Here is a 23082-nt window from a genome sequence, read left to right as displayed (position 1 = left end):
TTATTATGCTTCGACATGGCGTGCGGTTCGCGGCGGTATTACTGGCATAAAGCGCGCGCCTGATTTATGCTTCTCCTCATGGATTCGCGCGCACCCACCACGGAACCGCCCTTGAGCTGGTCAACCCGACTGCCTGGCTGGGCGCTGTCGCGCGGCCGCGACGTCACCGAATCCGACGCTGCCTTCGCCGCCGGTATCGCGCTGAAATCGCTGGACGATCTGATCCGTGCGGACCCGCCCTGGCTCGGCTGCTGGCGCGATCGACTTGCCCTCCGGTCGGCTGCCGTCGCCGCGAAAATGCTTGGCCGCGATGAAGAGGAAAACGCTCTCCGCGACGCGGTCTTGCTGACCGCCACTGGCGATGATCCAGGGCCTGCCGGCAAGCTGTTTTTGGCCACACAAATGCTTGCGCGTCGATCCGGCGCAATCGGCTCGCCGTTTATCAAGGCGCTTGCTGAGTCTTTTGGGATTCGCTTGGATGACGGCCCTGCCGTGATACCGGATGTGGTCGATTCTACCATCCAGTCTGGGCGAGCAGTGCCCTTCGCGTTGGCGGACCTGATGACGGCGATTTCGACCCGTCACCCGAACGCCGAGGTTTTAGCCCTGGGCTTGGCCGACGTCGTGCTGGCGCAAATGCTGAAATGGCCGCGATCGGTTCCCCTCTTGCTGCCTGAACGCTATGGACCGGCCTTCCGGACAATCGGTGGCAGAGGCCGGGTTCGGCCCGGCGAGCTAGCGTTTCCGAAAGCGATCTGCCTGGCGCTGGTTGACGGCGTCGAGGCGGCGCTCCGATCGGCCGCCCAGATTGATCGCCGCGCTGTCCGACTGCTGGCTGTCGCGCCGAGGCTCAGGACGAGGGGCGCCGAGCCAGTTCTTAGAGCCCTACTGAACCAGGACGCTGTGCCAGCCTCGGCACCAGGCAGCAACTTGTCGCGCTGGGCCGCGACGCGGCTGTTCGAGCGCCTCGAAAGTTTTGAGGCCGTGCGCGAACTGTCCGGCCGGTCATCCTTCCGGATATTTGGATTGTGACCATGGGAGGATCCGGCGCAACTCGCAGCAAACGGCGACCCGAAAAAGGTGTGGGAGGCGACCGCCTCTACGATCGGGAGTTGGAAGACGTGCCACCGGAACTGCGTTGGCGGGAATGGATGCTGCGGGTCGAAGCGGTGATCTTTGCATCCGCCGAGCCGGTGAGCCGCGAGACGCTGGCCCGGGTGGTAGGTCGCGATTGCAGCGTCGACCTTCTGATCGACGATCTCATCGAGGAACTACGTGACCGGCCCTATGAACTGGTCACGGTCGCCGGTGGCTGGCAGCACCGCACCCGACCGCGGTTCGCGGAAACAATCCGGGCTTCGTCCGCACCTACGAAGGGAGGGGCGGCGGCGCTGTCGGAATTCGAGGCGATGGTGCTGATGGCGGTGGGATATTTCCAACCAGTGACCCGCGGAGAACTGTCGACGATTTTTGGCAAAGAAGTCAGCCGGGACACGATAGCCGCTTTGCGCGGCGCCGAGTTTATTTCGTCGGGACCAAGAAGCCCGACGCCAGGTGCGCCCTACACCTACGTGACGACGAGACACTTCCTGTCGGCATTCGGTTTGGAAACGCTTCGGGACCTGCCGAATGTCGAAGCGCTTGAGGATGCCGGCCTGCTCAGTCGGCGCAAAATGGCGTCCGACCCACCGCATGAGGATCTGGAGTCATTTGAGGAATAACCAGCCCTCGCTCGGGCAGGCCAACTACACTTTTCGACCGGGCTTCGCCCCTTGACGTTGTTAGGCGGGAAGACTCAGCAAGGTCGTTCGCACAACGAGGCTCGCGACAAGGCCAAGCCCGTCCTCGCGCATGGTAAGCGTGAGCCGCGCTCCTTGTCTTTCGGCTGCCGCTTTCGCGATCGCCAGCCCCAAACCGCTTCCCTCGCTGTCCTGAGGCCTTGCCCTGAAGAACCGTTCAAAGACGCGTGGCATCTCTTCTTCCGGGATGCCGGGGCCGGTGTCGTGGATTTCGATTCGGGCTTCTTGCCCGGCGACGATCACCGCGACATCGACTGTTCCGCTCGGCGGCGTGTACCGCACGGCGTTCTCGACCAGATTGTCCAGGATGATTTCGAAGTCGGCCAGCGCGCCAATCGTGATAGCGCCGTCTCGGCGCGTGATGCCTAGGTCAATCTGGCGGCTCTCCGCGAGCGGGGTCAGGCGCGCAACGGTGTCGAGCGCAAGCTGAACGAGGTCGATCGGCTGCGGCGCGGGCGCGGTCTCGTGGGCGTCATAGCGCGCGAGGCGCAAGAGCTTGGTCACGAGGCTGGTGGCCCTGCCGATTCCAGCTTCGAGTTCGGTCAAACGGTTGGAAAATCGGCCATCCCGGTCGTCGTGCCGAAGGTTGTCGATTTGAATTTGCAGCGCGGAGAGCGGTGTGCGCAATTCATGGGCGGCGTCAGAAATAAACCGCCGCTGTCTCTCCAGCAATGCGCGGAGCCGGGCGAGCAACAGATTGATCGAACTTACGAAGGGAATGACTTCGGCGGGCACGTCGTCGGTCGGAACAGGGCTGTCCACCGTCGTGTCTCGGGAGGCGACCGCGACGGCCAGACGATTGAGCCGGGCCATGATCCGATCGATGATCCAGCTCAATGTTAGCAATGACAATGGAATCAGAACGATGATCGGGAGCGCAGCCTGGAGCGCTGCACTGGCCGCCAGTTCCTGCCGGACGCTCATATCCTGGGACACCTGAACGGTTCGATTCGACGTGGCGAGGGTGTAGACCCGCCAATTTTCTTGGGCAGTCGAAATGTCGGCGAACCCGGTGTACGATTGCTGCGGAATATCAACGGCGGGGTGCGAGAGTCGCGACGGCCTGCCGGCTACATCCCAGACCTGGATGACGAAGTCGTCCTCGGGATCGTGCGGCACATCTCCGACCGGGCCGTCCGCTGGCACGGGAGGCGCGTCCCCGACATAGAGGGCGATCTGCCGGAGCTGATTGTCGAGGAAATCGGATGCCTCGTTCCTGACAAGGAAGTACGATGTTATCGCCGCGAAAACGCCGATAGTCGCCATTAACCCGGCGAGCCATATGAAAGCCGTCCGTCGGATCGAAATCGTGCCTATCATTTGGGGACCATCCAGCCGGCCCCTCGGACGTTGCGTATGATATCCTTGTCGAACTTGCGTCGCACGTAGTGGATGAGCACGTCGACGGCGTTGCTTTCTACCTCCTCACCCCAACCATAGAGCCTTTCCTCAAGCTGGCTGCGCGAGAGAATGGTTCCGGGACGATCCAGCAATGCCTGCATCAAGGCAAATTCGCGCGCTGGCAACACTTCGCTGCACCCGCGATATTTTACCTCATGGCTAGATAGATCGAGCTCGATCTCGCTCGTGTAGAGGATGGAAACCGCCTGACCTCCATGTCGGCGCAAGACCGCACGCATGCGCGCGAGCAGTTCTTTGACCTCGAACGGCTTCACCAGGTAGTCGTCGGCCCCGAGGTCGAGCCCCGTGACGCGATCGTCGAGTTCGTCACGGGCGGTAATCACCAGGATCGGCCTCTTGTCGCCGGCGGCCCGCAGCGAGCGCAGGATTTCCAGGCCCGAACGGCCGGGTAAGCCGAGGTCGAGCAACACAAGGCCATGCCCGCCAACAGCGATGGCTTCGTCCCCGAGTTGCCCGTCACGCACCCAGTCTACCGACATGCCGACATCATCGAGCGCTTGCACAAGGGCCCGACCGAGCATGACGTCATCTTCAATCACAAGAACACGCATGCTTCAAAGTAGCCTAAACGCGTCCACCTGCACAGATTTGGTGTGGGCCGTTTGCACTACGGCAGATCCTCTAAGACCCTCCTAATTCTCCTGGCGTTCCATGCCTTCTCTAGTCCGCAGAGGAGCGTTAATCATGATCGTCCGCAATCGGATATCCATCGCACTAGCCGTGCTGCTCATGCTGTCATTCGGCGCGTTTGCTCCCGCTGTGGCGCAGGAGAAACTCGTTGCGCCCGAGACGAACCCACCAGGTGACATTCCGGACAATCAGACCTTCGTTACCTACACCTCTCCTGACGGATTTGATCTGAAGGTGCCCGAGGGCTGGTCACGGACCGTGATCGACCATGGCGTTCGGTTCTTCGATAAATACGATCAGATAGACGCCACCCTCGGTACCGCGAGCGCTGCTCCAACGGCTTCTTCAGCCAAGGCCCACGAGATCACGGACCTCAAGGCAGCCGCACACGCCGTCAAAGTCACCGCGGTCAACGACGTGAAGCTCGCAGCCGGGCCGGCCGTTCGCATTAGCTATCTGTCGAATTCCGCGCCAAACCCGGTCACGAACAAGCAGATCAGGCTCGAACACGAGCGCTTCATTCTGTTCAAGAATGGCAAGACGGTCACCCTCGACCTTGCCGCTCCGGCCGGCGCGGATAACGCCGACCAGTGGCAGCTGATCTCCAACTCCTTGCAGTGGAGGTGAGTTCATGTTCGCACTTGAGGCGACCGAACTTTACCGCTTCTTTCATGCCGGCGACGAAGAAGTTGTGGCTCTACGTGGGGTTATCCTCACCCTCAATGCGGGGGAATTTACCGCCTTGCGGGGACCCTCTGGCAGCGGGAAATCGACGCTTCTTGCCTGTCTTGCCGGGCTCGATGAGCCGGACGGCGGCGTGGTGTCGGTCATGGGCGAACGCATGAGCCGACGCCCCGAACCGGAGCGGGCTCGGCTTAGGGCTCGTCATTTCGGCATGCTCATGCAGTCCGGCAATCTGTTCGAGCATCTGACGGTGCGGGCCAACATCCGTCTCCAGATGGAGATTTGCGGCCACGGCCGACCGGGCGAAATCGATGGCCTTCTCGAGGGTCTGGGCCTTGACAGCCTCGCGGGTGTCTTACCAGCTCACCTTTCAGGCGGCGAGGCGGCGCGCGCCGGCCTGGCCGTAGCGCTCGCAGCAAAGCCGTCAATCCTGCTGTGCGATGAGCCGACCGCCGAGGTTGATGCGGGAACCGAGCAGCTTGTCATCGATCGCCTCATCGAAAACTGCCGGAGCGGCGCTGCCGTCCTGGTCGTGACGCACAGCCGTCCGCTAGCCGCACGGGCCGACCGCGTCATCGACATCCGGGATGGAGGCATCGTGCATGGCTAAGACCTTGGCTGTGGCCGTCGATCTTTGGCGCAGCTTTCAGCGCGAACGGGGTACCGTGGCAGCCGTTCAAGGCTGCTCTTTCAGTATTAGTGCCGGCGAAACCATCGCCATCATGGGACCGTCGGGCTGCGGAAAGACGACGCTCTTGAACCTGATCGCGGGACTGGACGTCCCAAGCTCGGGACGAGTGGAATGGCCTAGGCTTGGTTCGTCCGACACGTTGCGCCCCGAGCGGATCGGCGTCGTCTTCCAATCTGCGAACTTGATGCCCGCGCTCACCGCCGTCGAGAACGTCGAGCTACCGATCCTTCTCGGTAGCGGCTCCGAAGCCGAGGCGCGCGCCCTGGCAGCGCTTGCGACTTTCAGCGTCGAAGCGCTCGCGGGAAAGTTGCCAGAGCAGCTCTCCGGCGGCCAGGCTGAGCGGATCGCCGTAGCCCGTGCCATTGTGACCAATCCGGAATTAATTGTCGCTGACGAGCCGACAGGCCAACTCGATCAGGTTGGCGCTGCGATACTGGTCGACCGGCTCCTCGCCTGGGGGCAGCAGACCGGAAGCGCCATCATCATCGCCACGCATGATGAGCGTGTGGCTGCAAAGATGAACCGCATCTGGCGGATGCGCCACGGCAAATTCGAAAGCAAGGTTGAGAGGTCCGTATGTACGGGCATTGGTTGATCGGACTTATCCGAACCCGCTCCGGTCGGCTTGTCGGCACCATCGGCGGTGTAGCGCTGACGGTCGCCTTTATCGCGTGCCTGGGTGCCTTTTTGCAATACAGCGCAGCTGAGATGACGGCTCGGTCGGTCGCCCAGGTTCCCGTCGACTGGCAGGTCCAGACGCTATCGGGGGCGGATCAGAGTGCGGTTGAGGCAGCGATCCGGTCAGCCGCGCGGGTTACCGGCTTGCAGTTGATCAACTATGCCGACGTACCAGGCTTTGAGGCGAACACGGGAGGCACCGTGCAGACCTCGGGTGGCGGCACGGTGCTTGGCATCGGACCGGGCTATTTCGACCAATTCCCGGCACAGGTTCGACGGCTCGTAGGATCGGTCGACGGCGTCGTGATAGCGCAGCAGACTGCCGCCAACCTGCATGTCGGGGTCGGGGATCAGGTCGTCATCCACCACCACCAAGCGCCGGATACCAGCGTGACGATCGCCGGTATCGTCGATTTGCCGAACGCCGATGCGATGTTTCAGGCGATCGGTGTCCCGGCTGGCGCCGCACCGCAAGCCCCGCCCGACAACGTTCTGCTGTTGCCGATGTCTCAGTGGCAGCAGGTGTTCGACCAGCAAGGCGCCAGTCGGCCCGATACCATTCGGACCGAGTTCCACGTCAGGCTCGACCATCATGATTTGCCCTTCGACCCGGTCGCTGCGAACACCTGGGCGACCGAGCGCGGTCACAATTTCGAGGCTCGCGTGGCTGGAACCGCGCTGCTCGCAAACAACCTGGCGGTCCGTTTGGAGGCAGTCCGTGAGGATGCCTTCTATGCTCGGCTGATTTTCCTATTCCTCGGCACCCCTGGCGCCGTCCTCGCCATCCTGCTGACGCTTGCCGTAGCAGGGGCTGGACGGGACAAGCGCCGCCGCGACCAGGCATTGTTGCGCTTGCGGGGAGCAACGGTCGATACAGTTCTTCGCCTGGCTGCGGCTGAAGCGCTCGTCGCGGGCGTGGGCGGTGCGGTCCTCGGGATTCTACTCGGTGCGCTCGCCGCGCATTTCGTCCTTGGTGCGACGCTCTTGGACGGCACAGCACTTCCGTTGCTTGGCACTGTTGCCGGGGCCGGGGTCGCGCTTTCGCTCGCAGCGATTTTGGTCCCCGCTTGGCGCGATGCCCGTGGCTCGACCGTTGCGGTCGCGCGGCGGCCAATCGGCAATGACCGGACACCGCTTTGGACCCGCTTCTATGTCGACCTTTTGCTGCTGGCGCTTGCCACGGCGTTCTACTGGCGTTCGGCAGCGAGCGGATACCAGGTGGTTCTCGCACCGGAAGGCGTGGCGGCGACGGCTGTCGACTACACGGCGTTCCTTGCCCCGGTATTGCTCTGGACCGGCCTCGCGCTATTGGCCATGCGGCTAGTCGGGGCCGGGTTGCGGCACGGCCGGCCGGTCATTGCCAGGGGCTTGCGGCCCGTCGCCGGTCGTCTGGCGGATGTGGTGGCAGCGACATTCGGACGGCAAGGCCGGCGGCTGACCGCTGGCATTGGTTTGGCTGCGCTCGCCTTTGCCTTCGCGGCATCGACCGCGATCTTCAACGCAACCTATGAGACCCAGGCGCGGATCGACGCTGAACTCACCAACGGGGCCGACGTCACCGTCACCGGCACATCCGCCGCGCCCGCATCCGAGGTGCTGAACCGTATTTCAAGCCTGCCGGGCGTGCTGGCCGTCCAGCCGATGCAACACCGATATGCCTACGTTGGGACCGACCTTCAGGATCTCTACGGCATCGATCCGACGCGCATCGGGGCAGTCACGGCGATGTCCGACGCTTATTTCGCCAATGGCGACGCCAAGGCGACACTTACCGACCTCGCGCAGACGCCCGATGGCGTGCTGGTCTCGCAGGAAACCGTGAACGACTATCAACTCAGCCGCGGCGACAGCATCAATCTCCGCCTGCAAAACGCGGCCGATCATCAATATCACGTCGTGCCGTTTCACATTGTCGGCGTGGTGCGCGAATTCCCGACTGCACCCAAGGATTCATTTCTGGTCGCCAACGCCACGTACATTGCGCAGCAGACAGGTTCCGCGGCAAGCGAGATCGTTCTCATTCGATCGAATGGCGATCCGGCCCGCGTCGCACGGGCCGCTCAAAGCGTGGCTGCGGGTCTTCCTGGGCTCAAGGTCAGTCAGATCGGTGATGTGGTCGCCCTGATCGGGTCGAGCCTCACCGCAGTTGACCTCGCCGGTTTGACGCGGCTTGAGCTGATCTTCGCCTTGGTCATGCTGGCCGCCTCGGGCGGACTGGTGCTTGGCCTCGGCTTTGCCGACCGCGAGCGCTCCTTTGCAATCCTCGTCGCGCTCGGGGCCAAACCACGACAACTCGGCGCTTTCGTCTGGAGCGAAGCCGCATTGGTCACCGGCAGTGGCATGTTCCTCGGTCTCCTGGCCGGAACCCTGATCGCCTATGTGCTCGTCAAGCTGCTGACCGGCGTGTTCGACCCGCCGCCCGAGGTACTTTCCGTGCCTTGGTTCTATCTCGCCGCTCTCATCGTCACGGCGGCCGGCGCTGCTTTGCTGGCCGCGACTGGCGAGGCAATGCGCAGCCGGACGCACATCACCGAGAAGCTCAGAGGTGAATGAGGACGAGCGTTACTTAGCAAGACCATGCTGCCGTTGTGAAAGTTTGCAGAGATGGGGCTGAAACCGTGAAAGGAGAACGAGAATGAAAACGCAAATGATGGTGGCCACAATGCTGGTGCTGGCGCCGATAAGTGCCGCATTCGCTGCCCAGACATCCGGCACGATCACCGCAATCAGCAAGAATGCCGATACGATCACGCTGTCGGACGGCAAGACTTACGTCCTGCCCGAAGGGATCGAAGACACCAAACTCCGCGTCGGCGAGAAGGTCCAGCTAACCTATGCGGACAAGGGCGGTAAGGCGGTCGTCTCGCATCTGGTTCCGCAGAAGTGAAGATTGCGGCGGCCGGTGCCATTACCGGCCGCTGCTTTCGGGCACGGTTGGCAGGCTGTTGATTGTGTGCGGTGCCACGCCGACATCCGCTCTAATTCTCAGCTAATTGAACCCCCGTAGTCATAGCAGGCCAGCCGAACGCCGCTGGCAAAGCAGCGAGCGTATTGCGCTACCACCGCAGGCGCGCCATTCAACCGGCGAGGGGCGACACTGAAGTGATGCCTGCTTGCACTACTAAAATTTAGGGAAGTCCGCTGATGAGACAGATTTTTCTTGCCATCGCGCTTATTGTTGCCCCGGTGGCGGCCTTCACGGGTTTTGAGCTCTACGCCAACAATGCGCCCGCCAAAACGGCGGACCTCGGCGATCTATCATCGTTCAAGACCATCGTTGCCGACGTTCAGACCCTCGCTTCCAAGGGGGACCTGTCTGCTGCCGCAAAGCGCATCACCGACTACGAAACGGCCTGGGACCAGGCCGAGACCGCGATCCGTCCGCTAAACCAGAACGACTGGACCAACATAGACGCCGCCTCCGATGCGGCGCTGAGGGCGCTACGCCAATCCACCCCGTCGGCTGACAAAGTCAACAAAACGCTCGCCGCTCTTATGGCGGTTCTCAACAATCCGGCTCAGCCTGCTCAATAGGCGGGCGGCGAAAAGCGTCACCCTCGCGCCGGAACGGCCCTCCGAGACGTTCGACGCCCATCCGAGGATACTCGTTATGCCTGCACCGACCGCTAAAGCTGTTGTTTACAATCGCGTTCCTCGCGTTACGGCAGACTTCTGGCTCATCAAACTGATGGCCGTCACCATGGGTGAAACGGCAGCCGACTATCTCAATGTGCAGATGGGGTTAGGGCTAACGGTGACGTCGCTGGTTATGTCCGTTATTCTGGCGGTCGCATTGGTCTGGCAGTTTGCGCAGAGGAAATATGTTCCCGCCGCCTATTGGCTTTCCGTGGTGTTGATCAGCATTGTTGGCACATTGATTACCGACAATCTGGTCGACAACTTCCATGTGCCACTGATGGCTACGACGATTGCTTTCTCGGTCGCCCTGGCGCTGACTTTCCTGCTGTGGTTTCAGAAGGAGCGGACGCTTTCGATCCACTCGATATTCACCGGCCGGCGCGAGGCCTTCTATTGGCTCGCTATCCTGTTCACCTTCGCGCTCGGCACGGCGGCGGGCGATCTGGTGGCCGAGCAGTTCGCGCTGGGTTATCTGGCGACCGGCGTTCTGTTCGGGATGATGATCATCTCGCTCAGTATCGGCTACTTCTTCCTCGGTCTCGACCCGATACTCGGCTTCTGGCTGGTATACATCCTGACCAGGCCTCTGGGTGCTTCGTTCGGCGATCTGATGTCTCAACCTGCGCAATATGGCGGCCTCGGTCTTGGCACGATCATAACAAGCGCAATCTTTCTCGCCGCGATCGTCACGATCGTAGTCTTCATGAGCATGGGACATGAAGGCGAGGAACTGATTGGCGTCGAAGAGGATGGGGAATGGGCAAAGGCCAGCCGAAGCGAGACGTTTACTGTTACCGAAGAAGAACTCTAAAGAGGCCCAGCGTATCGTTGTCATCGGGGCGGATCCGTACTTCTCGACCTTTGTGAGCATCGCGCATACCCGATTGATGGCTAAGGGCTTCCTTATAGGCCTGTGTCGGCTTGGAGGCTCTGACATGGATATTCCAGCGGAAGCTTAGCTTAGACCAAAGACGCGCTTTCCGGAGTTCCTGCCGCCAACGGCACTCTTTCAATGCGCCAGCAACCATGGTTGATTTGTAACGGTCGTTGCAATATGATTGTTACATGACCAAATTGGCTTGGCTCTTGCTCACTTATAAAGTGCCCCCAGACCCCGCGACCAAACGCATCGCGCTTTGGCGGCGGCTGAAGGGAATGGGCGCCGTCTATCTGCAGAACGGCGTTTGTTTGCTGCCGAAGACCGACGATCATGTCCGACGGCTGAAGATGCTCGAGAACGATGTTTCCAAGATGGGCGGTGAATCCGTCATCCTGGAGACAGTCGCCCTCGACCGCGCGCAAGAGGACAAGGTCGTATCCCGCTTCAAAGCCGATCGCGACGATCAGTATCGGGAGTTTCTGGGACGGTGTGCCGATTTCGAGGCCGAGATCGCAAAGGAGATCGCGATCAACAAGTTCACTTATGCCGAACTCGAAGAAGAAGACACCGACCTGAAGAAGCTCCAGGGCTGGCTGGAGAAGATCAAGAAGCTCGATTTTTACGGAGCCACGCTCTCGGCAGAGGCGAGCGAGCGCTTGCGGGGGTGCGAGGCATTGCTCGACAGCTACGCGCAAAGGGTCTTCGATGCTCATGACGAGAACCGATAAATGAGCGGTCAACTGGACAGGCCTGACCGAGCCACGGCGAGCACCGGCAGCTCGCTTATCCGCAGGTCCGGTATTCCGACGGGCATCTGGATCCTTGGGTTCGTCTCGATGCTCATGGATATATCCTCCGAGATGATCCACGCTCTGTTACCCATCTACATGGTCACAGTGCTCGGGACGTCGGCATTGAGCGTCGGCATCATTGAAGGTATCGCCGAGGCGACAGCTTCAATCACGAAGGTCTTTTCCGGCGCACTCAGCGACTGGCTCGGCAAGCGCAAGCTTCTGGTGGCGATCGGCTATGGCCTAGCCGCCTTCACCAAGCCTATCTTCCCGCTGGCTGCGTCCATCGAATGGCTGATCGCGGCGCGATTCATCGACCGTGTCGGCAAAGGCATCAGAGGCGCGCCACGTGACGCCCTCGTCGCCGACATTGCCCCACCCGATCTGCGTGGCGCCAGCTTTGGCCTGCGGCAATCACTCGACACGGTCGGCGCCTTTCTCGGACCGCTATTCGCCATTGGCTTGATGTGGCTGACGGCCGACCATTTCCAAGCGGTGTTTTGGATCGCCGTTATCCCGGCGTTCCTGTCCGTTGGTCTGATCGTCGTTGCAGTCAAGGAGCCGGATCGGCCGAAGGAGCAACGTCGTGTCCGGATGCCGCTGCATCGCGATGAACTGCGCCGATTGGGAGCAACCTATTGGTGGGTGGTCGGGGTCGCGGCCGTCTTCACGCTCGCCCGCTTCAGCGAAGCATTTTTGATCTTGCGGGCACAATCCATCGGCTTCTCGGTAACGGTGATCCCCGTTGTCCTGGTCGTCATGAGCGTTGCCTACTCCCTTTCGGCCTATCCAGTTGGTGTGCTGTCGGATCGCGTCAATCGCACGACCCTTCTCGCAATTGGGCTCGTTCTTCTGCTCGGAGCCAACCTCGCGCTTGCATTCGCCGGCGATATTGCCTGGGTTGGGGTTGGTGTGGTGCTCTGGGGTCTTCATATGGGTTTCACCCAAGGCCTGCTGGCAACCTTGATTGCAGAAAGCGCTCCCGCCGAACTGCGTGGAACCGCCTTCGGCGTGTTCAACCTGGTGACAGGCATCGCACTGCTTGCAGCCAGTGTCGTCGCCGGTGCCCTATGGGACGTGACGGGGCCGCAGGGCACATTCCTGGCGGGAGCCGCTTTCACCATAATGACTCTCGTCGGCTTGTTCATCGTCCGGGTCCGGCTGGGAGATCAGACCCATGTGTAAGCATCGGCCGCCCGGCCATGTGATCGCGTCCAATCAACTACCGAGGCAGCGCGTCTGAGGCTGCTTGAAGCAAACTGGAGACTGCCGATGTATGAACTCGACGCCGCCCTAACGCATGCGATCAACGGACTGGCAGGACATAGCGCTGCTCTCGATCTTCTGATGATCTGGATCTCCAGTATCGGCGTTCCGCTTATGATTCTGGCGGTCGCCGTTCAATGGTGGCGGAGGCCAGACAGACCGCACATGCGACATATCCTCGTCGCGGCAGGGTTCTCGTTTCTACTGGGGCTCGGCATCAACCAGATCATTCTTCTCTTCATTCACAGGGCCCGCCCTTATGACGGCGGAATAACCAACCTGCTGATCGAACGAAGCGCCGACTTTTCGTTTCCGTCCGACCACGCAACGGCGACCTTTGCGATTGCGGCGGCCTTTCTCATTCATGGCTCGCGACGAGCCGGCCTTGCTTTCCTTGCCGCGGCTTGCCTGGTCACCTTCTCCCGTATTTATATCGGCACCCATTATGCCAGTGACGTTCTCGGCGGTGCTCTGACCGGAATCATCGCAGCATTGATTGTCCGTGCGGTGTATCGGGAAGGCACCAGAGCCGACCGACTGATCACCAACATCCTTTAGGACGACGGAAATGGCGTCCTTGGTCTCATCGGCAATCGACTGGCTGAGCGCGCATTCGCACATTGCCTATCTCGCAGTATTTCTGCTGGCGCTCTCTGAGTCGATCCCAATGATCGGCGTCATCGTTCCGGGCACGGCGGTCATACTTGCCTTGAGCGCTCTCGTTCCGAGTGGCGTCCTGGTGCTGTGGCCCTTGCTCGCCGCAGCGACATCAGGTGCGATCGTCGGGGATGGTGTTTCTTTCTGGCTTGGCCATCGATACCACCGCGAGATTCTTGGGCGCTGGCCACTGAACAGACACCCCGAACTGATCGCGCGTAGCGAAGCCTTTTTCAAGCGGCACGGCGACAAGAGTGTCTTTATCGCCCGATTTGCGCCGGGGGTTCGCGCCTTCGTCCCGCTTCTCGCTGGCATGCTCGGAATGTCGGTGAGGCGATTCTATGCCGTCAACATCGCGTCGGCCCTTGTCTGGGCGCCGTCACACATTTTGCCCGGCGTTCTCGTCGGCGCCACATTCGGTGTCCTCGGCGCAGCATCAAAACCACTGGCGATCCTTTTGGTCATTCTGATCGCAGCGGGCCGGGTCACCTGGTGTCTTGTACGCTCGACAATGAGGCGCGCTGTTCCGCTTCTGAACGTTGGCATCGCAGAGATGCGGAGTTGGGCTGAGACCCGCGACACATGGCTCAGCCGCAGTGTCGCCAGCCTGCTCGACCCGGAGCGTTCCGAAGCGCGGGTCCTCGCCTTAATGCTTGTCCTCCTCGGCGGCGCGGCCTGGCTGTTCTTCGGCGTCCTTGAGGACGTGATCAACGGTGACCCGCTGGTTCTCGCCGATAGCGCTATCTACAATGCACTGCAGGAGGTTCGCACGCCAGCTGGTGATGCGATTATGATCGGCATCACGGAGCTTGGCGACACGAAAGTGGTAGTGGCGGTCACGGCTATCGTGTTCCTATGGCTCCTGTGGAAACATGCATGGCGCACGGCTGTTTTCTGGCTGGTTGCTATCGCCGGGGCGTCGGCCCTCAACACCATCATCAAGGTCACACTCCACAGAGCGAGACCAGATGAGCTCCTCTATTCCGGCTGGAGTGCATTTTCCTTCCCGAGCGGCCATAGCACGACGAACATGGTGCTTTACGGTTTTCTTGCGTTTCTCATTGCCCGCGAGCTTCGTCCGGCGCTGCAGCTGTCCGTCGCCCTGGGCGCCGCGGCTCTGATCTTCCTAATCACGTTCTCGCGCCTGTACCTCGGCGCGCATTGGTTTTCCGACGTGGTTGGCGGGGCGGCATTCGGATCCGCGTGGCTGATACTGCTCGGCCTCTTCTATCTGCGTCGGCCGGTCGAACGAATAGGATCGCCAGCCTTGCTTGTCACGACGTCCGTAGCACTTCTCCTTGCTGGAGGAAGCAACATCTATCGAAGCCATGCGATCGATGTGGAGCGGTATGCAGCCAAGAGCGCGACACAGATCACGGCTGTTGCCAACTGGTGGGCGACAGGTTGGCAGAGGCTACCCGAGCGGCGGATTGATCTCACCGGTGAAGTGAAGGAACCGCTGACGTTCCAATGGGCGGGTGGTCTACCAGATTTGCAGGATGTGCTGCAGCAACATGGTTGGAGGCCCTCGACCGGTTGGACGCCGGTAACCGCCCTCGCATGGCTCACTGCATCCACCGACGCCGCTGCTGTCCCGGTCGTCCCTCTATTTGCGAGCGGACGTCTTCCAGATCTAACCTTCGTCCGATCCTGGGGCACGCCCACCAACTCAAATTCGCGTCTCGTTCTTCGCCTGTGGACCGCCGACTTGGAACTCATGGACGGACAGCCGACTCCACTTTGGGTGGGTTCGGTCACGGAAGAGCGTATCTATCGCCCCCTCTCGCTGATCACTCTGGTTTCGACGCAACCCGACTTCAACGCGCCGAGGCAGGCGCTGGCGCAGTCTTTTGAAGGCGGCAGCCTCGTGTCACGGGCTGTCGAGCAAACGAATGCCGGGTGGGACGGGCGTGTTCTCTTGGCCCATCAATAATCGCGCAGCAAATCACTCTGGAACCAGCAACGAACCTTCGGCTGCGGATATCCCCAAAGGACATATCGAACCTGGCGAAACGTCTCGGGATACCGCCCAGAGAGCCGGAAGGGAATGACCATTGCGGATGGGTTCGGCAAGGTAAGCTTGAGCATCATGTATTGCGTTTGATTGCTCGCCGCTGGATCAGCTCCAGCCAATCCATTCGAAAGACACCATCGACAATTTTCCATGTTTGCTTCTGCCATACCGGCTGTCCAACCTCGTGATATCTGTGCATACATATCGCCCATGACCGACGCCGCCAACACATCAATTCCCCGTCATCCCGCAGCTGCTTTCGGCGGAGGCGCCATTATTGGTGCTCTCGGAGGCCTCATAGGTCTCGGAGGTGCGGAGTTTCGCCTTCCGATCCTGATCGGGTTCTTTAATTTTGCAGCCCTGGAGGCGGTGATCCTCAACAAGGCCATGAGCCTCGTGGTTGTCGCGACCGCGCTTCCCTTCCGGGCGGGTACCGTTCCCTTCGCCACGATAGCCGATAACTGGCCGATCGTTCTCAACCTCCTCGCGGGAAGCCTGATCGGCGCCTGGTTGGGCGCAGGCTGGGCAACAAGACTCCGATCGGAGACACTCTACAAGGTCATCGCCATTATGCTCGTGGCGATCGCCATCATCCTGATGTTGGGCCACGATGCGACAGCGGGCCAACCGCTGCTGACGGGCGTAGCCCAGATGATTGCCGGCGTTATCGCTGGTTTCATCATCGGCATTGTCGCCGCACTCCTGGGTGTCGCAGGCGGCGAGCTGCTGATCCCGACGCTCGTCCTCCTGTTCGGCGCGGACATCAAGCTCGCCGGTAGCCTCTCGCTCGCGGTGAGCCTGCCCACGATGCTGGTCGGCTTCACCCGCTACAGTCGCGACCAGAGCTTTTCCGTCATCGGCCGCAACAAGGCTTTCCTGCTCATCATGGCTGCCGGATCGATCGTCGGCACGTTTATCGGCGGCCTGCTGCTTGGCATCGTCCCCAACGCGATATTGCTACCCGCCCTGGCGATCATCCTGCTGATCTCGGCAGTAAAAGTCTGGCGGCACTAGGCGCCTGGCAAACATCCGGCCCGTCCCAAAGGAGCTGGAAAAGATCAGGTCTCAGCGCGGCCGAGAGTGTGACGCGATCGGTCGAGCAGGTGCGCTAACCGGCCAATCGCGATGAACGCGACCACGGCAATGGCACCAATCACGGCCGCAACCGTGAGCGACCACGGCACCCCGATGTTCTCCATCAGGAACGCCAGGACGAATGGCGCGGCCGACGAGATCACCAATCGGATCGCCAACACTTGTCCCTGTCGTTGGCCGTAACCCTCGCTACCGAACAGCGCCAGCGGCAGAGTGCCCTGGACGATGCTGCTCAGCCCGGAGCCGAGACCGAAGACGACCGCGAACGCCACTGCGCCTGGAACCGAGGGGGCGGTGACGATTAGGATGGCGAGTGCCGCCGGCAGCAACACGGCGGAGATCAACGCCAGCGTCAACTGCGACAGACCGCCGCCGAAGACCATATTGGTGAAGCGGCTCAGCACCTGCGACGGACCAAACAGCGTTCCGACCATCACTGCCATGGCTCCAAGCCCGAGCCCGGAGAGAACGGGAACCATGTGCACGAGCAGTGCCGCGTTGACGAAGCTTTCCAGGGCAAAGCCCATGACCATCAGGATGAATGCTGGTGTACGCACCGATGGCGGAAGGCTCGGTTCGACGTGCTTCACCGTTTCGCCTTTATCCCGTTTGCGGGTTTCGCTGACGCTGCGCGACAACCACGCATGGATGGGAAGGCAAACCAGAAGATTGAGAGCCGCAAAGATCAGATAGACCGCCTGCCATGACATATGCGCGTGAAGTGCGCTCGTAATCGGCCAGAAGATCGTCGAAGCAAACCCCGCGATCAGCGTGAGATAGGTGATGCTGCGTTGCGCGACCTTCGGCTTGATCTGCACGAGCAGTGCGAAAGCGCCTCCATATTGCACCAGATTGGATGCCGTCTCGATGGCGATCAGCGCCGCGACGAAGGCGACCTTACCGGAAGAGAAGGCGCAAGCCACAAGGGCAGCCGCGGCGATCGCCGAGCCGCCCGTCATCACACGGCCAGCGCCAAAACGGTCGATCCACTTGCCCATGGTCGGCGCGGCGAGACCACCGATCAGGAGAGCCGCTGATAGCGCGCCAAAAATCCATTCCGACGACCAGTTCAAATCCCGCGCCATGGCAGGCGCGAGAATGCTGAAGCTATAATAGAGCGATCCGTAGCCGATGATCTGCGTCAGACCGAGCGCAAGGATTGCGGCGACAGGCGGCTTCTCAGCGAGGGTCGTGCTCATATGGATTTGAGACTCACGCGTTGTTCGAGCTTTTCGGCCTCCTCTTTCCGCTCGCTGTAGCGGTCAGTGAGGTAGTCGGATGCATCGCGCGTCAGCCAGGTGAACTTCACCAGTTCCTCGCAAACGTCGACGACGCGATCGTAATAGGAGGAGGGTTTCATGCGGCCGTCGGCGTCGAACTCCTGGAAAGCCTTCGCCACCGACGACTGGTTCGGAATGGTGATCATCCGCATCCAGCGGCCGAGAACCCGCAGCTGATTGATGGCATTGAACGACTGCGAGCCGCCAGAGACCTGCATCACCGCCAGCGTCTTGCCCTGGGTCGGCCGGACCGATCCCACCGAAAGCGGGATCCAGTCGATCTGCGCCTTCATGATCCCGGTCATCGCACCATGGCGCTCCGGACTGACCCAGACCTGGCCTTCGGACCATGCCGATAGCTCGCGCAGCTCCTGCACCTTGGAATGCGTCACCGGCGCGGCGTCGGGAAGCGGAAGGCCGTCGGGATTGAAGATCCGCACTTCGCAGCCGAAGTGTTCAAGCAACCGGCCGGCCTCGTGCGCGAGCAAGCGACTGTAAGAGACCGCGCGTAGCGAACCATAAAGGATCAGGATACGCGGCTTGTGGGTCGAGAACGGCGGTCGCAGTGCCGCCACGTCGAGTTGGTGCAAGTGCGCTGGGGAGACTGCGGGCAGATCAGACAATGCGCTTGCCCTCGGCGTCCAATACCTTCTCACCATCTTCCTTGGTGAAGGCGCCCTGATGCGTTTCCGGCAGGATTTCCAGCACGACCTCGGACGGCCGCGCCAGTCGTGTGCCGAGCGGGGTGATGACGAACGGCCGATTGATCAGGATCGGGTCTTTCAGCATCGCATCGAGCAATTGCTCGTCTGTCAGAACGGGGTTGTCGAGGCCGAGCTCGGCATAGGGCGTGCCTTTCTCGCGGATCGCCTCGCGAACGCTTAAACCGGCATCCGCAATCATCTTCACCAGTTCTTCGCGCGACGGCGGGGTTTTCAGATATTCGATAACGTTGGGCTCAATGCCGGCGTTCTGGATCATCGCCAGCGTGTTGCGCGAGGTGCCGCATTCCGGGTTGTGATAGATCGTAACGTCCATGATCATGGGGCAGATTCCGTTTCAGTGAGGGTCTGAGGATTGCGGGCGTCCATCAGCAGCCATCCGGCGAGCATCAGGGCCAGCAACGCGCCGAGGACTTCAGCGACGACAAAGCCCGGTAAATCGATCGGGCGGATGCCGGAAAACGTGTGCGTCAGCGATCGGGCGATCGCGACGGCCGGATTGGCAAAGGAGGTGGAAGCGGTGAACCAATAGGCAGCTGTGATATAGAGGCCGACCAGCCACGCCACGGCATCAGCGCGAAAGCGGATGCCCGAAAGGATGACGAAGACGAGGCCGAAGGTTGCCGTCACTTCGGAGAGCCATTGCGCGCCGCCGGTGCGCACGGTTTCCGAAGCCTGCAGCAGCGGCAGCGCGAACATGCCATGGGCAAGCACGGTACCGGCAATGCCGCCGACGATCTGCGCTGCGATGTAGGCCGGAAGGGAAGAGCCGGACAGTTCCCGCCTGAGCGCGAAGACCATCGATACGACCGGGTTGAAATGCGCCCCGGAAATCGGCCCGAGGATGGTAATCAGCACGACGAGCATTGCCCCGGTTGCCAGCGTGTTGCCGAGCAGCGCAAGTGCCGTATCGTCCGTCAGCTTGTCGGCCATGATGCCGGAACCAACGACGGTCGCAACAAGCAGCAGCGTGCCGAGCGCTTCGGCGACCAGCCGGCGCGATAGCGGAAATACCGCGCTCATGCCGGCAGGCTCCGCACCATCAGGACGGCGGATGCCGGGCAGAGGCTTGCGGCCTGCCGCGTCGTCAGGATTTCAGACGGCGCTTCATCGCGGGCAATCGGGCGAAAGCCGAGCGATTGGAAGAAGGGGGCTGTCGATTCCGTCAGCAGATAGGCAGCGCCCGCACCCGTCCGATGGGCCTGGTTGAGCAAGCCAAGGGTGATCGCATGGCCGAAACCGAAACCCTGCCGATCGGAGAGCACGACGATAGACCGCAGGAGTGCGGCCTCGCCGTAAAGTTCCAGCCCGCCGAAGCCGACCGTCTCGCCGTCACGCGAAAATCGGAAGAAGCTGCGGCCGGCGTCTGTCAGGTCATCGATCGGAAGCCCGGCGCCAGAAAGTGCGGCACGCAGGCTTTCGTCATCGCCTTCCAAGGGCTGTTGGTTCAAATCGACGCTCATCAGCTCGCCTTGGACTGCTTGATGCTGGCGCCTTCCATCGTGCCGATCTGGCGCAGGTGCGTTTCCAGGGCGAGCTTGTCGATCGAGGCGATCGGCAGGCTGATGAAGGACATGATGCGATTCTTCAGGAAGCGGGCGGCCTGCACGAAGGCGCGGCTCTTCTCGATCTCACTGCCTTCGACTGCAGCGGGGTCTTCGATGCCCCAATGAGCGGTCATCGGGTGGCCGATCCAGACCGGGCAGGCCTCGCCGGCGGCGCTGTCGCAGACCGTGAAAATGAAATCCATTTCCGGAGCGCCGGCTTCTGCGAACTCATCCCAGCTTTTCGAGCGGAAGCCCGTCGACTGATAGCCGAGGGCTGCAAGCTCTTTGAGGGCATGCGGATTGACCTCGCCCTTCGGCTGACTACCGGCTGAATAGGCCTTGAAGCGGCCTTTGCCTTCCGTATTCAGGATGGATTCGGCCAAGATCGAACGGGCAGAATTCCCCGTGCAGAGAAAGAGCACGTTGTAAACGCGGTCTGTGGTCATCGCGGTTTCTCCTCCATTGTAGGGTTGCAGCAGGCCGCAACCTCGGCGGCCGGGGCGCATATTTCCGGATGACCGGAACAGCAGTCTTCCATCAGGAAGCGGACAAGGCCGCCAAGCGCCTCGTAGTTGGCTGTGTAGATGATCGACCGGGATTCACGCTGCTGGGCAATCAGCCCGGACCGTTCCAGCTCCTTCAGGTGGAAGGAGACATTGGACGGCGACACCTCCGCCTTTTCCGCGATCGCGCCTGCCGCCAACCCATCCGGGCCAGCGACAACAAGCATGCGGATCACCTGAAGGCGGGTTTCTTGGGAAAGGGCACCGAATGCGATGAGGGCTTGACGTTGATCCATATTTCAACAATCCTTGAATGATTGAAATGAGGATTAGCGCAAATGAACGCCATCGACAACAGCAAAATTCAGGAAGACGACATCAACCTCGGCCTGCTGCTCAACACCCTCGCCGGCGCCAAGGATTCCCCGCTGATTTTCTACTACGACGGCCGGCCGGTGAATCCCGGCTACCATGTGACGCAAGTCAAGGCGGGGCAATTTTCCGCGCTGGACTGCGGCGCCAATCCCGAGGCCTGGACGGAGATTTTTATTCAGCTCTGGGACATCGATGAGGACGACCGCACCCATATGCCGGCTGGCAAGTTCTACGCCATCATCCGCAAGGTGACGGAGCATGTACAACTGGACGGCTCTGCCAAGTTGACCTTCGAAGTCAGCGATGGCGTGCAGCCGATGCAGCTCTATTGCGCGGGTGTGCCGGTGCTGCGTGCCGGCGCAGTCCATGTCGAACTTTCGCCGCGCCCGGCCAGTTGCAAGCCACGCGACCGTTGGCTTGCAGAGCAACAGACATCATCATGCTGTGGTCCCTCGACCGGAAAGAGCGGCTGCTGCGGCTAAGGGGCCAAGGAAATCCTCAGCTCGCCAGTTCTGTTCAAACAGACCGACGTCGAGGATTTTCCATCATGCGTAAGTAGGCTGTCAGCAAGGTGGAAAGCTCGGTCATCGGTTGCCGGCGTTTTTCAGGACGGAACCGCAGCCTCTTGCGCTCAAGGGTATCCGCAAGCAACCCGATCAAGGAAGCATGTCCACCCGCTGACAGGATGGACCGTCGCCAAAGCGCGACCACAGCATCGTCATCCTCTATCAGCCAGTCATTCGGTCGCATCGCGAGGCGCACGAAACATCGAATGCGCGCTGATGTGGACAGGCCGACGAGAGATGCCGCCGGATATTGGCGGCAAATGTCCGGAATGGCGAGCAGGCGTCGGATAAGGGAATTACTGAGCATCGCATCGGTGATTGCTTCCAGCGTGCAGATATCGTGAATGCATTGGTCCAGCGACCGTACGGATGGACTGACAGAAACCTTAGGGGCCTGTCGCAGATCGAACCCACAGGTGACACAAAAATGCTGTGGAACGAGCTCAACCTGGTTGAAAGCCGCAATGCGACTGCGACAAGACGGGCATCGATCACGCAATCCACATCGGTGATGCGCGCACGAGATCCTCGTCGACAAGCGCCACTGTCGGCGAAAATGCGGTTGGGCGTCCTCCGCCAGACATTGCGGGCAGAATTGCAGCCAAGCCGAACCGCGGCGGCGTCCATCATCGCGAAGGGGGAGAAGCAGGCGCTTCAGCGGCGATCCCTTCAGGGACATCGTGAAAAGTTGCGGCAGGGAAACACCGGTGCGCGCGCTGAGGATATTGACGGCGTCGGTCTGAAAATTCATGTCGAGGGATGGAGACCACATTCCGCCGCTGAAGCCGAGCACGCGGCCGAAAGACCGGGGCGCAATGCCGTTCGCGAATGCAAGCCGATGCGCCCAGCTTGAGAGCAACTCGCCAGGCTGGGGTCGGACGAAGACAGGCCATCTGTCCGAAACGACTTCGTCGTATCGCGCGCGGATGGCGATGGTCGTCGGCCCGCATTCGAAGGTTGTCATAGCAGGCACTCGCGCAGGGCGGCATTGCGCTGCTGCGAGATCGGTATATAGCGGAGTTCGTCGACGCTGGCCTTGGTGACACGTTCCGCTCCCGAGCGTATCGCGGCGATGACCGCCTTCGTGACGATGGCGACGGTCTCTCCGATCAATCCCTCCGACAGGTCGAATATGCGTCGCGCCAAGCGTTCGCCGGATAGATCCGAAACTTTGGCGAGAGGCAAGGCCGCTTCCAGGCTGTCGAGGAGCATGAGATATTCTTCGCCATATTGCCACCGCGGAACGGCAAAAGAGTCAAACCGGCTTGCCATTTCGCTGGTAGCGTTGATGAAGTCATAGACGGCCACCTCCCCGATCAGAACCGGGGAAATATCATACTGGCGCCCGATCCGCCGGAGGAAGGCAAAGATAGCCTCGACGTCGCGCGTGCGGCCGCGTAGCGCATTGTGGAACTCATCGAAAATCAGCATCCTCGGTTTGAGGGTGGCCAGCAGGTGATCGAGTTGCTCGGCCCTGCGCCCCACGTTGTGAAAGTCGCTGCCAGGGGCTCGCAACCCTTGGAGAATGCTGCCGTAAAAGTGTCCGAGCCCGGCGCCCTCGCGCGTTTGGATCATCCATATTCTTTGTTCGGGCGAGCGCCTCAAATGTTCGACAGCGAAACGCTCGGCAATCATCGTCTTGCCATTGGCGTATGGTCCTACCAGCATCAGACCCTGCGTGCGCAACGATGGTGGTCGCGACAGCAAGTCCTCCAGCCGCCGATGAGCGTGTTGTGCCACCTGATGACCGATCCATCGCGAAGCACGGACATATGCGACGCGTTCTTCCAGGTCACGATCCAGATAGGAGCGTGCATGCTCGAGGAGATGGTTCGCCATGCCT

Annotated in this window: 27 protein-coding genes; 15 read left to right on the top strand and 12 right to left on the bottom strand. The window is 61.1% G+C overall.

Annotated elements, in window-relative coordinates; translation table 11 throughout:
• Positions 1-78 precede the first annotated feature (78 nt).
• Together AB8B29_RS36095 and scpB are read left to right on the top strand one after the other, a co-directional pair.
• The gene (locus AB8B29_RS36095; protein ID WP_439007304.1) at positions 79-1032 is read left to right on the top strand and encodes a DUF1403 family protein; all 954 of its coding nucleotides are present in this window, start codon (positions 79-81) and stop codon (positions 1030-1032) included.
• Positions 1033-1034: 2 nt separating this feature from the next.
• A complete protein-coding gene (scpB, locus tag AB8B29_RS36090) occupies positions 1035-1721 on the top strand; it encodes an SMC-Scp complex subunit ScpB (RefSeq protein ID WP_439007303.1) in 687 nt (228 codons plus the stop codon).
• Positions 1722-1781: 60 nt separating this feature from the next.
• Here the strand turns inward: scpB and AB8B29_RS36085 are convergent, their stop codons facing one another.
• Positions 1782-3119 carry an ATP-binding protein gene (locus AB8B29_RS36085; protein ID WP_439007302.1) on the bottom strand — a complete coding sequence of 446 codons (1338 nt, stop codon included), beginning with the start codon at positions 3117-3119 and terminating at the stop codon, positions 1782-1784.
• Positions 3116-3772, bottom strand: a complete 657-nt coding sequence (locus AB8B29_RS36080; RefSeq protein WP_130679615.1) for a response regulator — start codon at positions 3770-3772, stop codon at positions 3116-3118. Before AB8B29_RS36080 ends, AB8B29_RS36085 begins: the two co-directional genes overlap by 4 nt.
• A 133-nt stretch (positions 3773-3905) precedes the next feature.
• Between AB8B29_RS36080 and AB8B29_RS36075 the strand changes: the two genes are divergently transcribed.
• The 11 genes from AB8B29_RS36075 (at position 3906) to AB8B29_RS36025 (ending at position 15070) form a co-directional block, all read left to right on the top strand.
• Positions 3906-4478, top strand: coding sequence for a hypothetical protein (locus AB8B29_RS36075; RefSeq protein ID WP_439007301.1), 573 nt, complete (start codon positions 3906-3908; stop codon positions 4476-4478).
• 4 nt (positions 4479-4482) lie between these two features.
• A complete protein-coding gene (locus AB8B29_RS36070) occupies positions 4483-5145 on the top strand; it encodes an ABC transporter ATP-binding protein (RefSeq protein WP_439007300.1) in 663 nt (220 codons plus the stop codon).
• Positions 5138-5821, top strand: a complete 684-nt coding sequence (locus tag AB8B29_RS36065) for an ABC transporter ATP-binding protein (RefSeq protein ID WP_439007299.1) — start codon at positions 5138-5140, stop codon at positions 5819-5821. The genes AB8B29_RS36070 and AB8B29_RS36065 overlap by 8 nt, the downstream gene beginning before the upstream one ends.
• The gene (locus AB8B29_RS36060; protein ID WP_439007298.1) at positions 5818-8457 is read left to right on the top strand and encodes an ABC transporter permease; all 2640 of its coding nucleotides are present in this window, start codon (positions 5818-5820) and stop codon (positions 8455-8457) included. Before AB8B29_RS36065 ends, AB8B29_RS36060 begins: the two co-directional genes overlap by 4 nt.
• Before the next feature lie 82 nt (positions 8458-8539).
• Positions 8540-8791, top strand: coding sequence for a DUF1344 domain-containing protein (locus tag AB8B29_RS36055; RefSeq protein WP_164022105.1), 252 nt, complete (start codon positions 8540-8542; stop codon positions 8789-8791).
• A 257-nt stretch (positions 8792-9048) separates the two neighbouring features.
• Entirely contained in the window at positions 9049-9438 is a 390-nt protein-coding gene (locus AB8B29_RS36050) for a hypothetical protein (RefSeq protein WP_439007297.1), read from the top strand.
• 76 nt (positions 9439-9514) lie between these two features.
• A complete protein-coding gene (locus AB8B29_RS36045) occupies positions 9515-10354 on the top strand; it encodes a COG4705 family protein (protein ID WP_439007296.1) in 840 nt (279 codons plus the stop codon).
• Between the two features lie 254 nt (positions 10355-10608).
• Entirely contained in the window at positions 10609-11151 is a 543-nt protein-coding gene (locus AB8B29_RS36040) for a Chromate resistance protein ChrB (RefSeq protein WP_439007295.1), read from the top strand.
• A complete protein-coding gene (locus tag AB8B29_RS36035) occupies positions 11152-12399 on the top strand; it encodes an MFS transporter (protein WP_439007294.1) in 1248 nt (415 codons plus the stop codon).
• Positions 12400-12486: 87 nt separating this feature from the next.
• On the top strand, positions 12487-13038 hold the full coding sequence (locus AB8B29_RS36030) for a phosphatase PAP2 family protein (protein ID WP_439007293.1): 552 nt from the start codon (positions 12487-12489) through the stop codon (positions 13036-13038).
• Between the two features lie 10 nt (positions 13039-13048).
• Complete coding sequence (locus AB8B29_RS36025) at positions 13049-15070, top strand: VTT domain-containing protein (RefSeq protein WP_439007292.1); 2022 nt, start codon at positions 13049-13051, stop codon at positions 15068-15070.
• Here AB8B29_RS36025 and AB8B29_RS36020 read toward each other — a convergent pair.
• On the bottom strand, positions 15064-15318 hold the full coding sequence (locus tag AB8B29_RS36020) for a hypothetical protein (RefSeq protein WP_439007291.1): 255 nt from the start codon (positions 15316-15318) through the stop codon (positions 15064-15066). The genes AB8B29_RS36025 and AB8B29_RS36020 overlap by 7 nt on opposite strands.
• Before the next feature lie 43 nt (positions 15319-15361).
• On the opposite strand from AB8B29_RS36020, the gene AB8B29_RS36015 reads away from it, so the two are divergent.
• Complete coding sequence (locus AB8B29_RS36015) at positions 15362-16165, top strand: TSUP family transporter (protein WP_037199834.1); 804 nt, start codon at positions 15362-15364, stop codon at positions 16163-16165.
• A gap of 44 nt (positions 16166-16209) precedes the next feature.
• Here the strand turns inward: AB8B29_RS36015 and arsK are convergent, their stop codons facing one another.
• Genes arsK through AB8B29_RS35980 form a run of 7 tightly spaced genes read right to left on the bottom strand, consistent with a single transcriptional unit; the run spans position 16210 to position 20594 of the window.
• A complete protein-coding gene (gene arsK / locus AB8B29_RS36010; RefSeq protein ID WP_439007290.1) occupies positions 16210-17445 on the bottom strand; it encodes an arsenite efflux MFS transporter ArsK in 1236 nt (411 codons plus the stop codon).
• Positions 17442-18185 carry an arsenical resistance protein ArsH gene (arsH, locus tag AB8B29_RS36005; RefSeq protein ID WP_439007289.1) on the bottom strand — a complete coding sequence of 248 codons (744 nt, stop codon included), beginning with the start codon at positions 18183-18185 and terminating at the stop codon, positions 17442-17444. The genes arsK and arsH overlap by 4 nt, the downstream gene beginning before the upstream one ends.
• Positions 18142-18570, bottom strand: coding sequence for an arsenate reductase (glutaredoxin) (gene arsC, locus AB8B29_RS36000; protein ID WP_439007288.1), 429 nt, complete (start codon positions 18568-18570; stop codon positions 18142-18144). The genes arsH and arsC overlap by 44 nt, the downstream gene beginning before the upstream one ends.
• Positions 18567-19271 (bottom strand): aquaporin, encoded by a 705-nt coding sequence (locus AB8B29_RS35995; RefSeq protein ID WP_439007287.1) that lies wholly within the window; start codon positions 19269-19271, stop codon positions 18567-18569. The genes arsC and AB8B29_RS35995 overlap by 4 nt, the downstream gene beginning before the upstream one ends.
• A complete protein-coding gene (gene arsN2, locus AB8B29_RS35990) occupies positions 19268-19711 on the bottom strand; it encodes an arsenic resistance N-acetyltransferase ArsN2 (protein ID WP_439007286.1) in 444 nt (147 codons plus the stop codon). Before arsN2 ends, AB8B29_RS35995 begins: the two co-directional genes overlap by 4 nt.
• Positions 19711-20241 (bottom strand): arsenate reductase ArsC, encoded by a 531-nt coding sequence (locus AB8B29_RS35985; protein WP_439007285.1) that lies wholly within the window; start codon positions 20239-20241, stop codon positions 19711-19713. The genes arsN2 and AB8B29_RS35985 overlap by 1 nt, the downstream gene beginning before the upstream one ends.
• Positions 20238-20594, bottom strand: coding sequence for an ArsR/SmtB family transcription factor (locus AB8B29_RS35980; protein WP_439007284.1), 357 nt, complete (start codon positions 20592-20594; stop codon positions 20238-20240). Before AB8B29_RS35980 ends, AB8B29_RS35985 begins: the two co-directional genes overlap by 4 nt.
• Before the next feature lie 42 nt (positions 20595-20636).
• Here AB8B29_RS35980 and AB8B29_RS35975 point away from each other — a divergent pair, with 42 nt between their 5' ends.
• Entirely contained in the window at positions 20637-21155 is a 519-nt protein-coding gene (locus tag AB8B29_RS35975; RefSeq protein WP_439007283.1) for a DUF6428 family protein, read from the top strand.
• Between the two features lie 34 nt (positions 21156-21189).
• Here the strand turns inward: AB8B29_RS35975 and AB8B29_RS35970 are convergent, their stop codons facing one another.
• Positions 21190-22203 (bottom strand): TniQ family protein, encoded by a 1014-nt coding sequence (locus AB8B29_RS35970; RefSeq protein ID WP_439007282.1) that lies wholly within the window; start codon positions 22201-22203, stop codon positions 21190-21192.
• On the bottom strand, positions 22200-23078 hold the full coding sequence (locus AB8B29_RS35965; protein ID WP_439007281.1) for a TniB family NTP-binding protein: 879 nt from the start codon (positions 23076-23078) through the stop codon (positions 22200-22202). Before AB8B29_RS35965 ends, AB8B29_RS35970 begins: the two co-directional genes overlap by 4 nt.
• Positions 23079-23082: the final 4 nt, after the last annotated feature.

The sequence above is a fragment of the Rhizobium sp. 11_C7_N12_5 genome (genome assembly GCF_051811145.1).
Lineage (GTDB): Bacteria > Pseudomonadota > Alphaproteobacteria > Rhizobiales > Rhizobiaceae > Rhizobium > Rhizobium lusitanum.
Note: the sequence above shows the minus strand (reverse complement) of the source record. Positions and strands in the feature narration are given on the sequence as shown.

Bases quoted from the DNA above. Each gene is read 5' to 3' on its own strand.
- AB8B29_RS36050 (WP_439007297.1), top strand. From the start codon at position 9,049: ATGAGACAGATTTTTCTTGCCATCGCGCTTATTGTTGCCCCGGTGGCG.
- AB8B29_RS36020 (WP_439007291.1), bottom strand. From the start codon at position 15,318: ATGGCAGAAGCAAACATGGAAAATTGTCGATGGTGTCTTTCGAATGGA.
- AB8B29_RS36075 (WP_439007301.1), top strand. From the start codon at position 3,906: ATGATCGTCCGCAATCGGATATCCATCGCACTAGCCGTGCTGCTCATG.
- arsC (WP_439007288.1), bottom strand. From the start codon at position 18,570: ATGATCATGGACGTTACGATCTATCACAACCCGGAATGCGGCACCTCG.
- AB8B29_RS36025 (WP_439007292.1), top strand. From the start codon at position 13,049: ATGGCGTCCTTGGTCTCATCGGCAATCGACTGGCTGAGCGCGCATTCG.
- AB8B29_RS35980 (WP_439007284.1), bottom strand. From the start codon at position 20,594: ATGGATCAACGTCAAGCCCTCATCGCATTCGGTGCCCTTTCCCAAGAA.
- AB8B29_RS36030 (WP_439007293.1), top strand. From the start codon at position 12,487: ATGTATGAACTCGACGCCGCCCTAACGCATGCGATCAACGGACTGGCA.
- AB8B29_RS36015 (WP_037199834.1), top strand. From the start codon at position 15,362: ATGACCGACGCCGCCAACACATCAATTCCCCGTCATCCCGCAGCTGCT.
- AB8B29_RS36080 (WP_130679615.1), bottom strand. From the start codon at position 3,772: ATGCGTGTTCTTGTGATTGAAGATGACGTCATGCTCGGTCGGGCCCTT.
- AB8B29_RS36095 (WP_439007304.1), top strand. From the start codon at position 79: ATGGATTCGCGCGCACCCACCACGGAACCGCCCTTGAGCTGGTCAACC.
- AB8B29_RS35970 (WP_439007282.1), bottom strand. From the start codon at position 22,203: ATGACAACCTTCGAATGCGGGCCGACGACCATCGCCATCCGCGCGCGA.
- AB8B29_RS36070 (WP_439007300.1), top strand. From the start codon at position 4,483: ATGTTCGCACTTGAGGCGACCGAACTTTACCGCTTCTTTCATGCCGGC.
- AB8B29_RS35995 (WP_439007287.1), bottom strand. From the start codon at position 19,271: ATGAGCGCGGTATTTCCGCTATCGCGCCGGCTGGTCGCCGAAGCGCTC.
- AB8B29_RS36040 (WP_439007295.1), top strand. From the start codon at position 10,609: ATGACCAAATTGGCTTGGCTCTTGCTCACTTATAAAGTGCCCCCAGAC.
- AB8B29_RS36055 (WP_164022105.1), top strand. From the start codon at position 8,540: ATGAAAACGCAAATGATGGTGGCCACAATGCTGGTGCTGGCGCCGATA.
- arsN2 (WP_439007286.1), bottom strand. From the start codon at position 19,711: ATGAGCGTCGATTTGAACCAACAGCCCTTGGAAGGCGATGACGAAAGC.
- arsH (WP_439007289.1), bottom strand. From the start codon at position 18,185: ATGGTGAGAAGGTATTGGACGCCGAGGGCAAGCGCATTGTCTGATCTG.
- AB8B29_RS36035 (WP_439007294.1), top strand. From the start codon at position 11,152: ATGAGCGGTCAACTGGACAGGCCTGACCGAGCCACGGCGAGCACCGGC.
- AB8B29_RS36045 (WP_439007296.1), top strand. From the start codon at position 9,515: ATGCCTGCACCGACCGCTAAAGCTGTTGTTTACAATCGCGTTCCTCGC.
- AB8B29_RS35975 (WP_439007283.1), top strand. From the start codon at position 20,637: ATGAACGCCATCGACAACAGCAAAATTCAGGAAGACGACATCAACCTC.
- AB8B29_RS36065 (WP_439007299.1), top strand. From the start codon at position 5,138: ATGGCTAAGACCTTGGCTGTGGCCGTCGATCTTTGGCGCAGCTTTCAG.
- arsK (WP_439007290.1), bottom strand. From the start codon at position 17,445: ATGAGCACGACCCTCGCTGAGAAGCCGCCTGTCGCCGCAATCCTTGCG.
- AB8B29_RS36085 (WP_439007302.1), bottom strand. From the start codon at position 3,119: ATGATAGGCACGATTTCGATCCGACGGACGGCTTTCATATGGCTCGCC.
- AB8B29_RS35985 (WP_439007285.1), bottom strand. From the start codon at position 20,241: ATGACCACAGACCGCGTTTACAACGTGCTCTTTCTCTGCACGGGGAAT.
- scpB (WP_439007303.1), top strand. From the start codon at position 1,035: ATGGGAGGATCCGGCGCAACTCGCAGCAAACGGCGACCCGAAAAAGGT.
- AB8B29_RS35965 (WP_439007281.1), bottom strand. From the start codon at position 23,078: ATGGCGAACCATCTCCTCGAGCATGCACGCTCCTATCTGGATCGTGAC.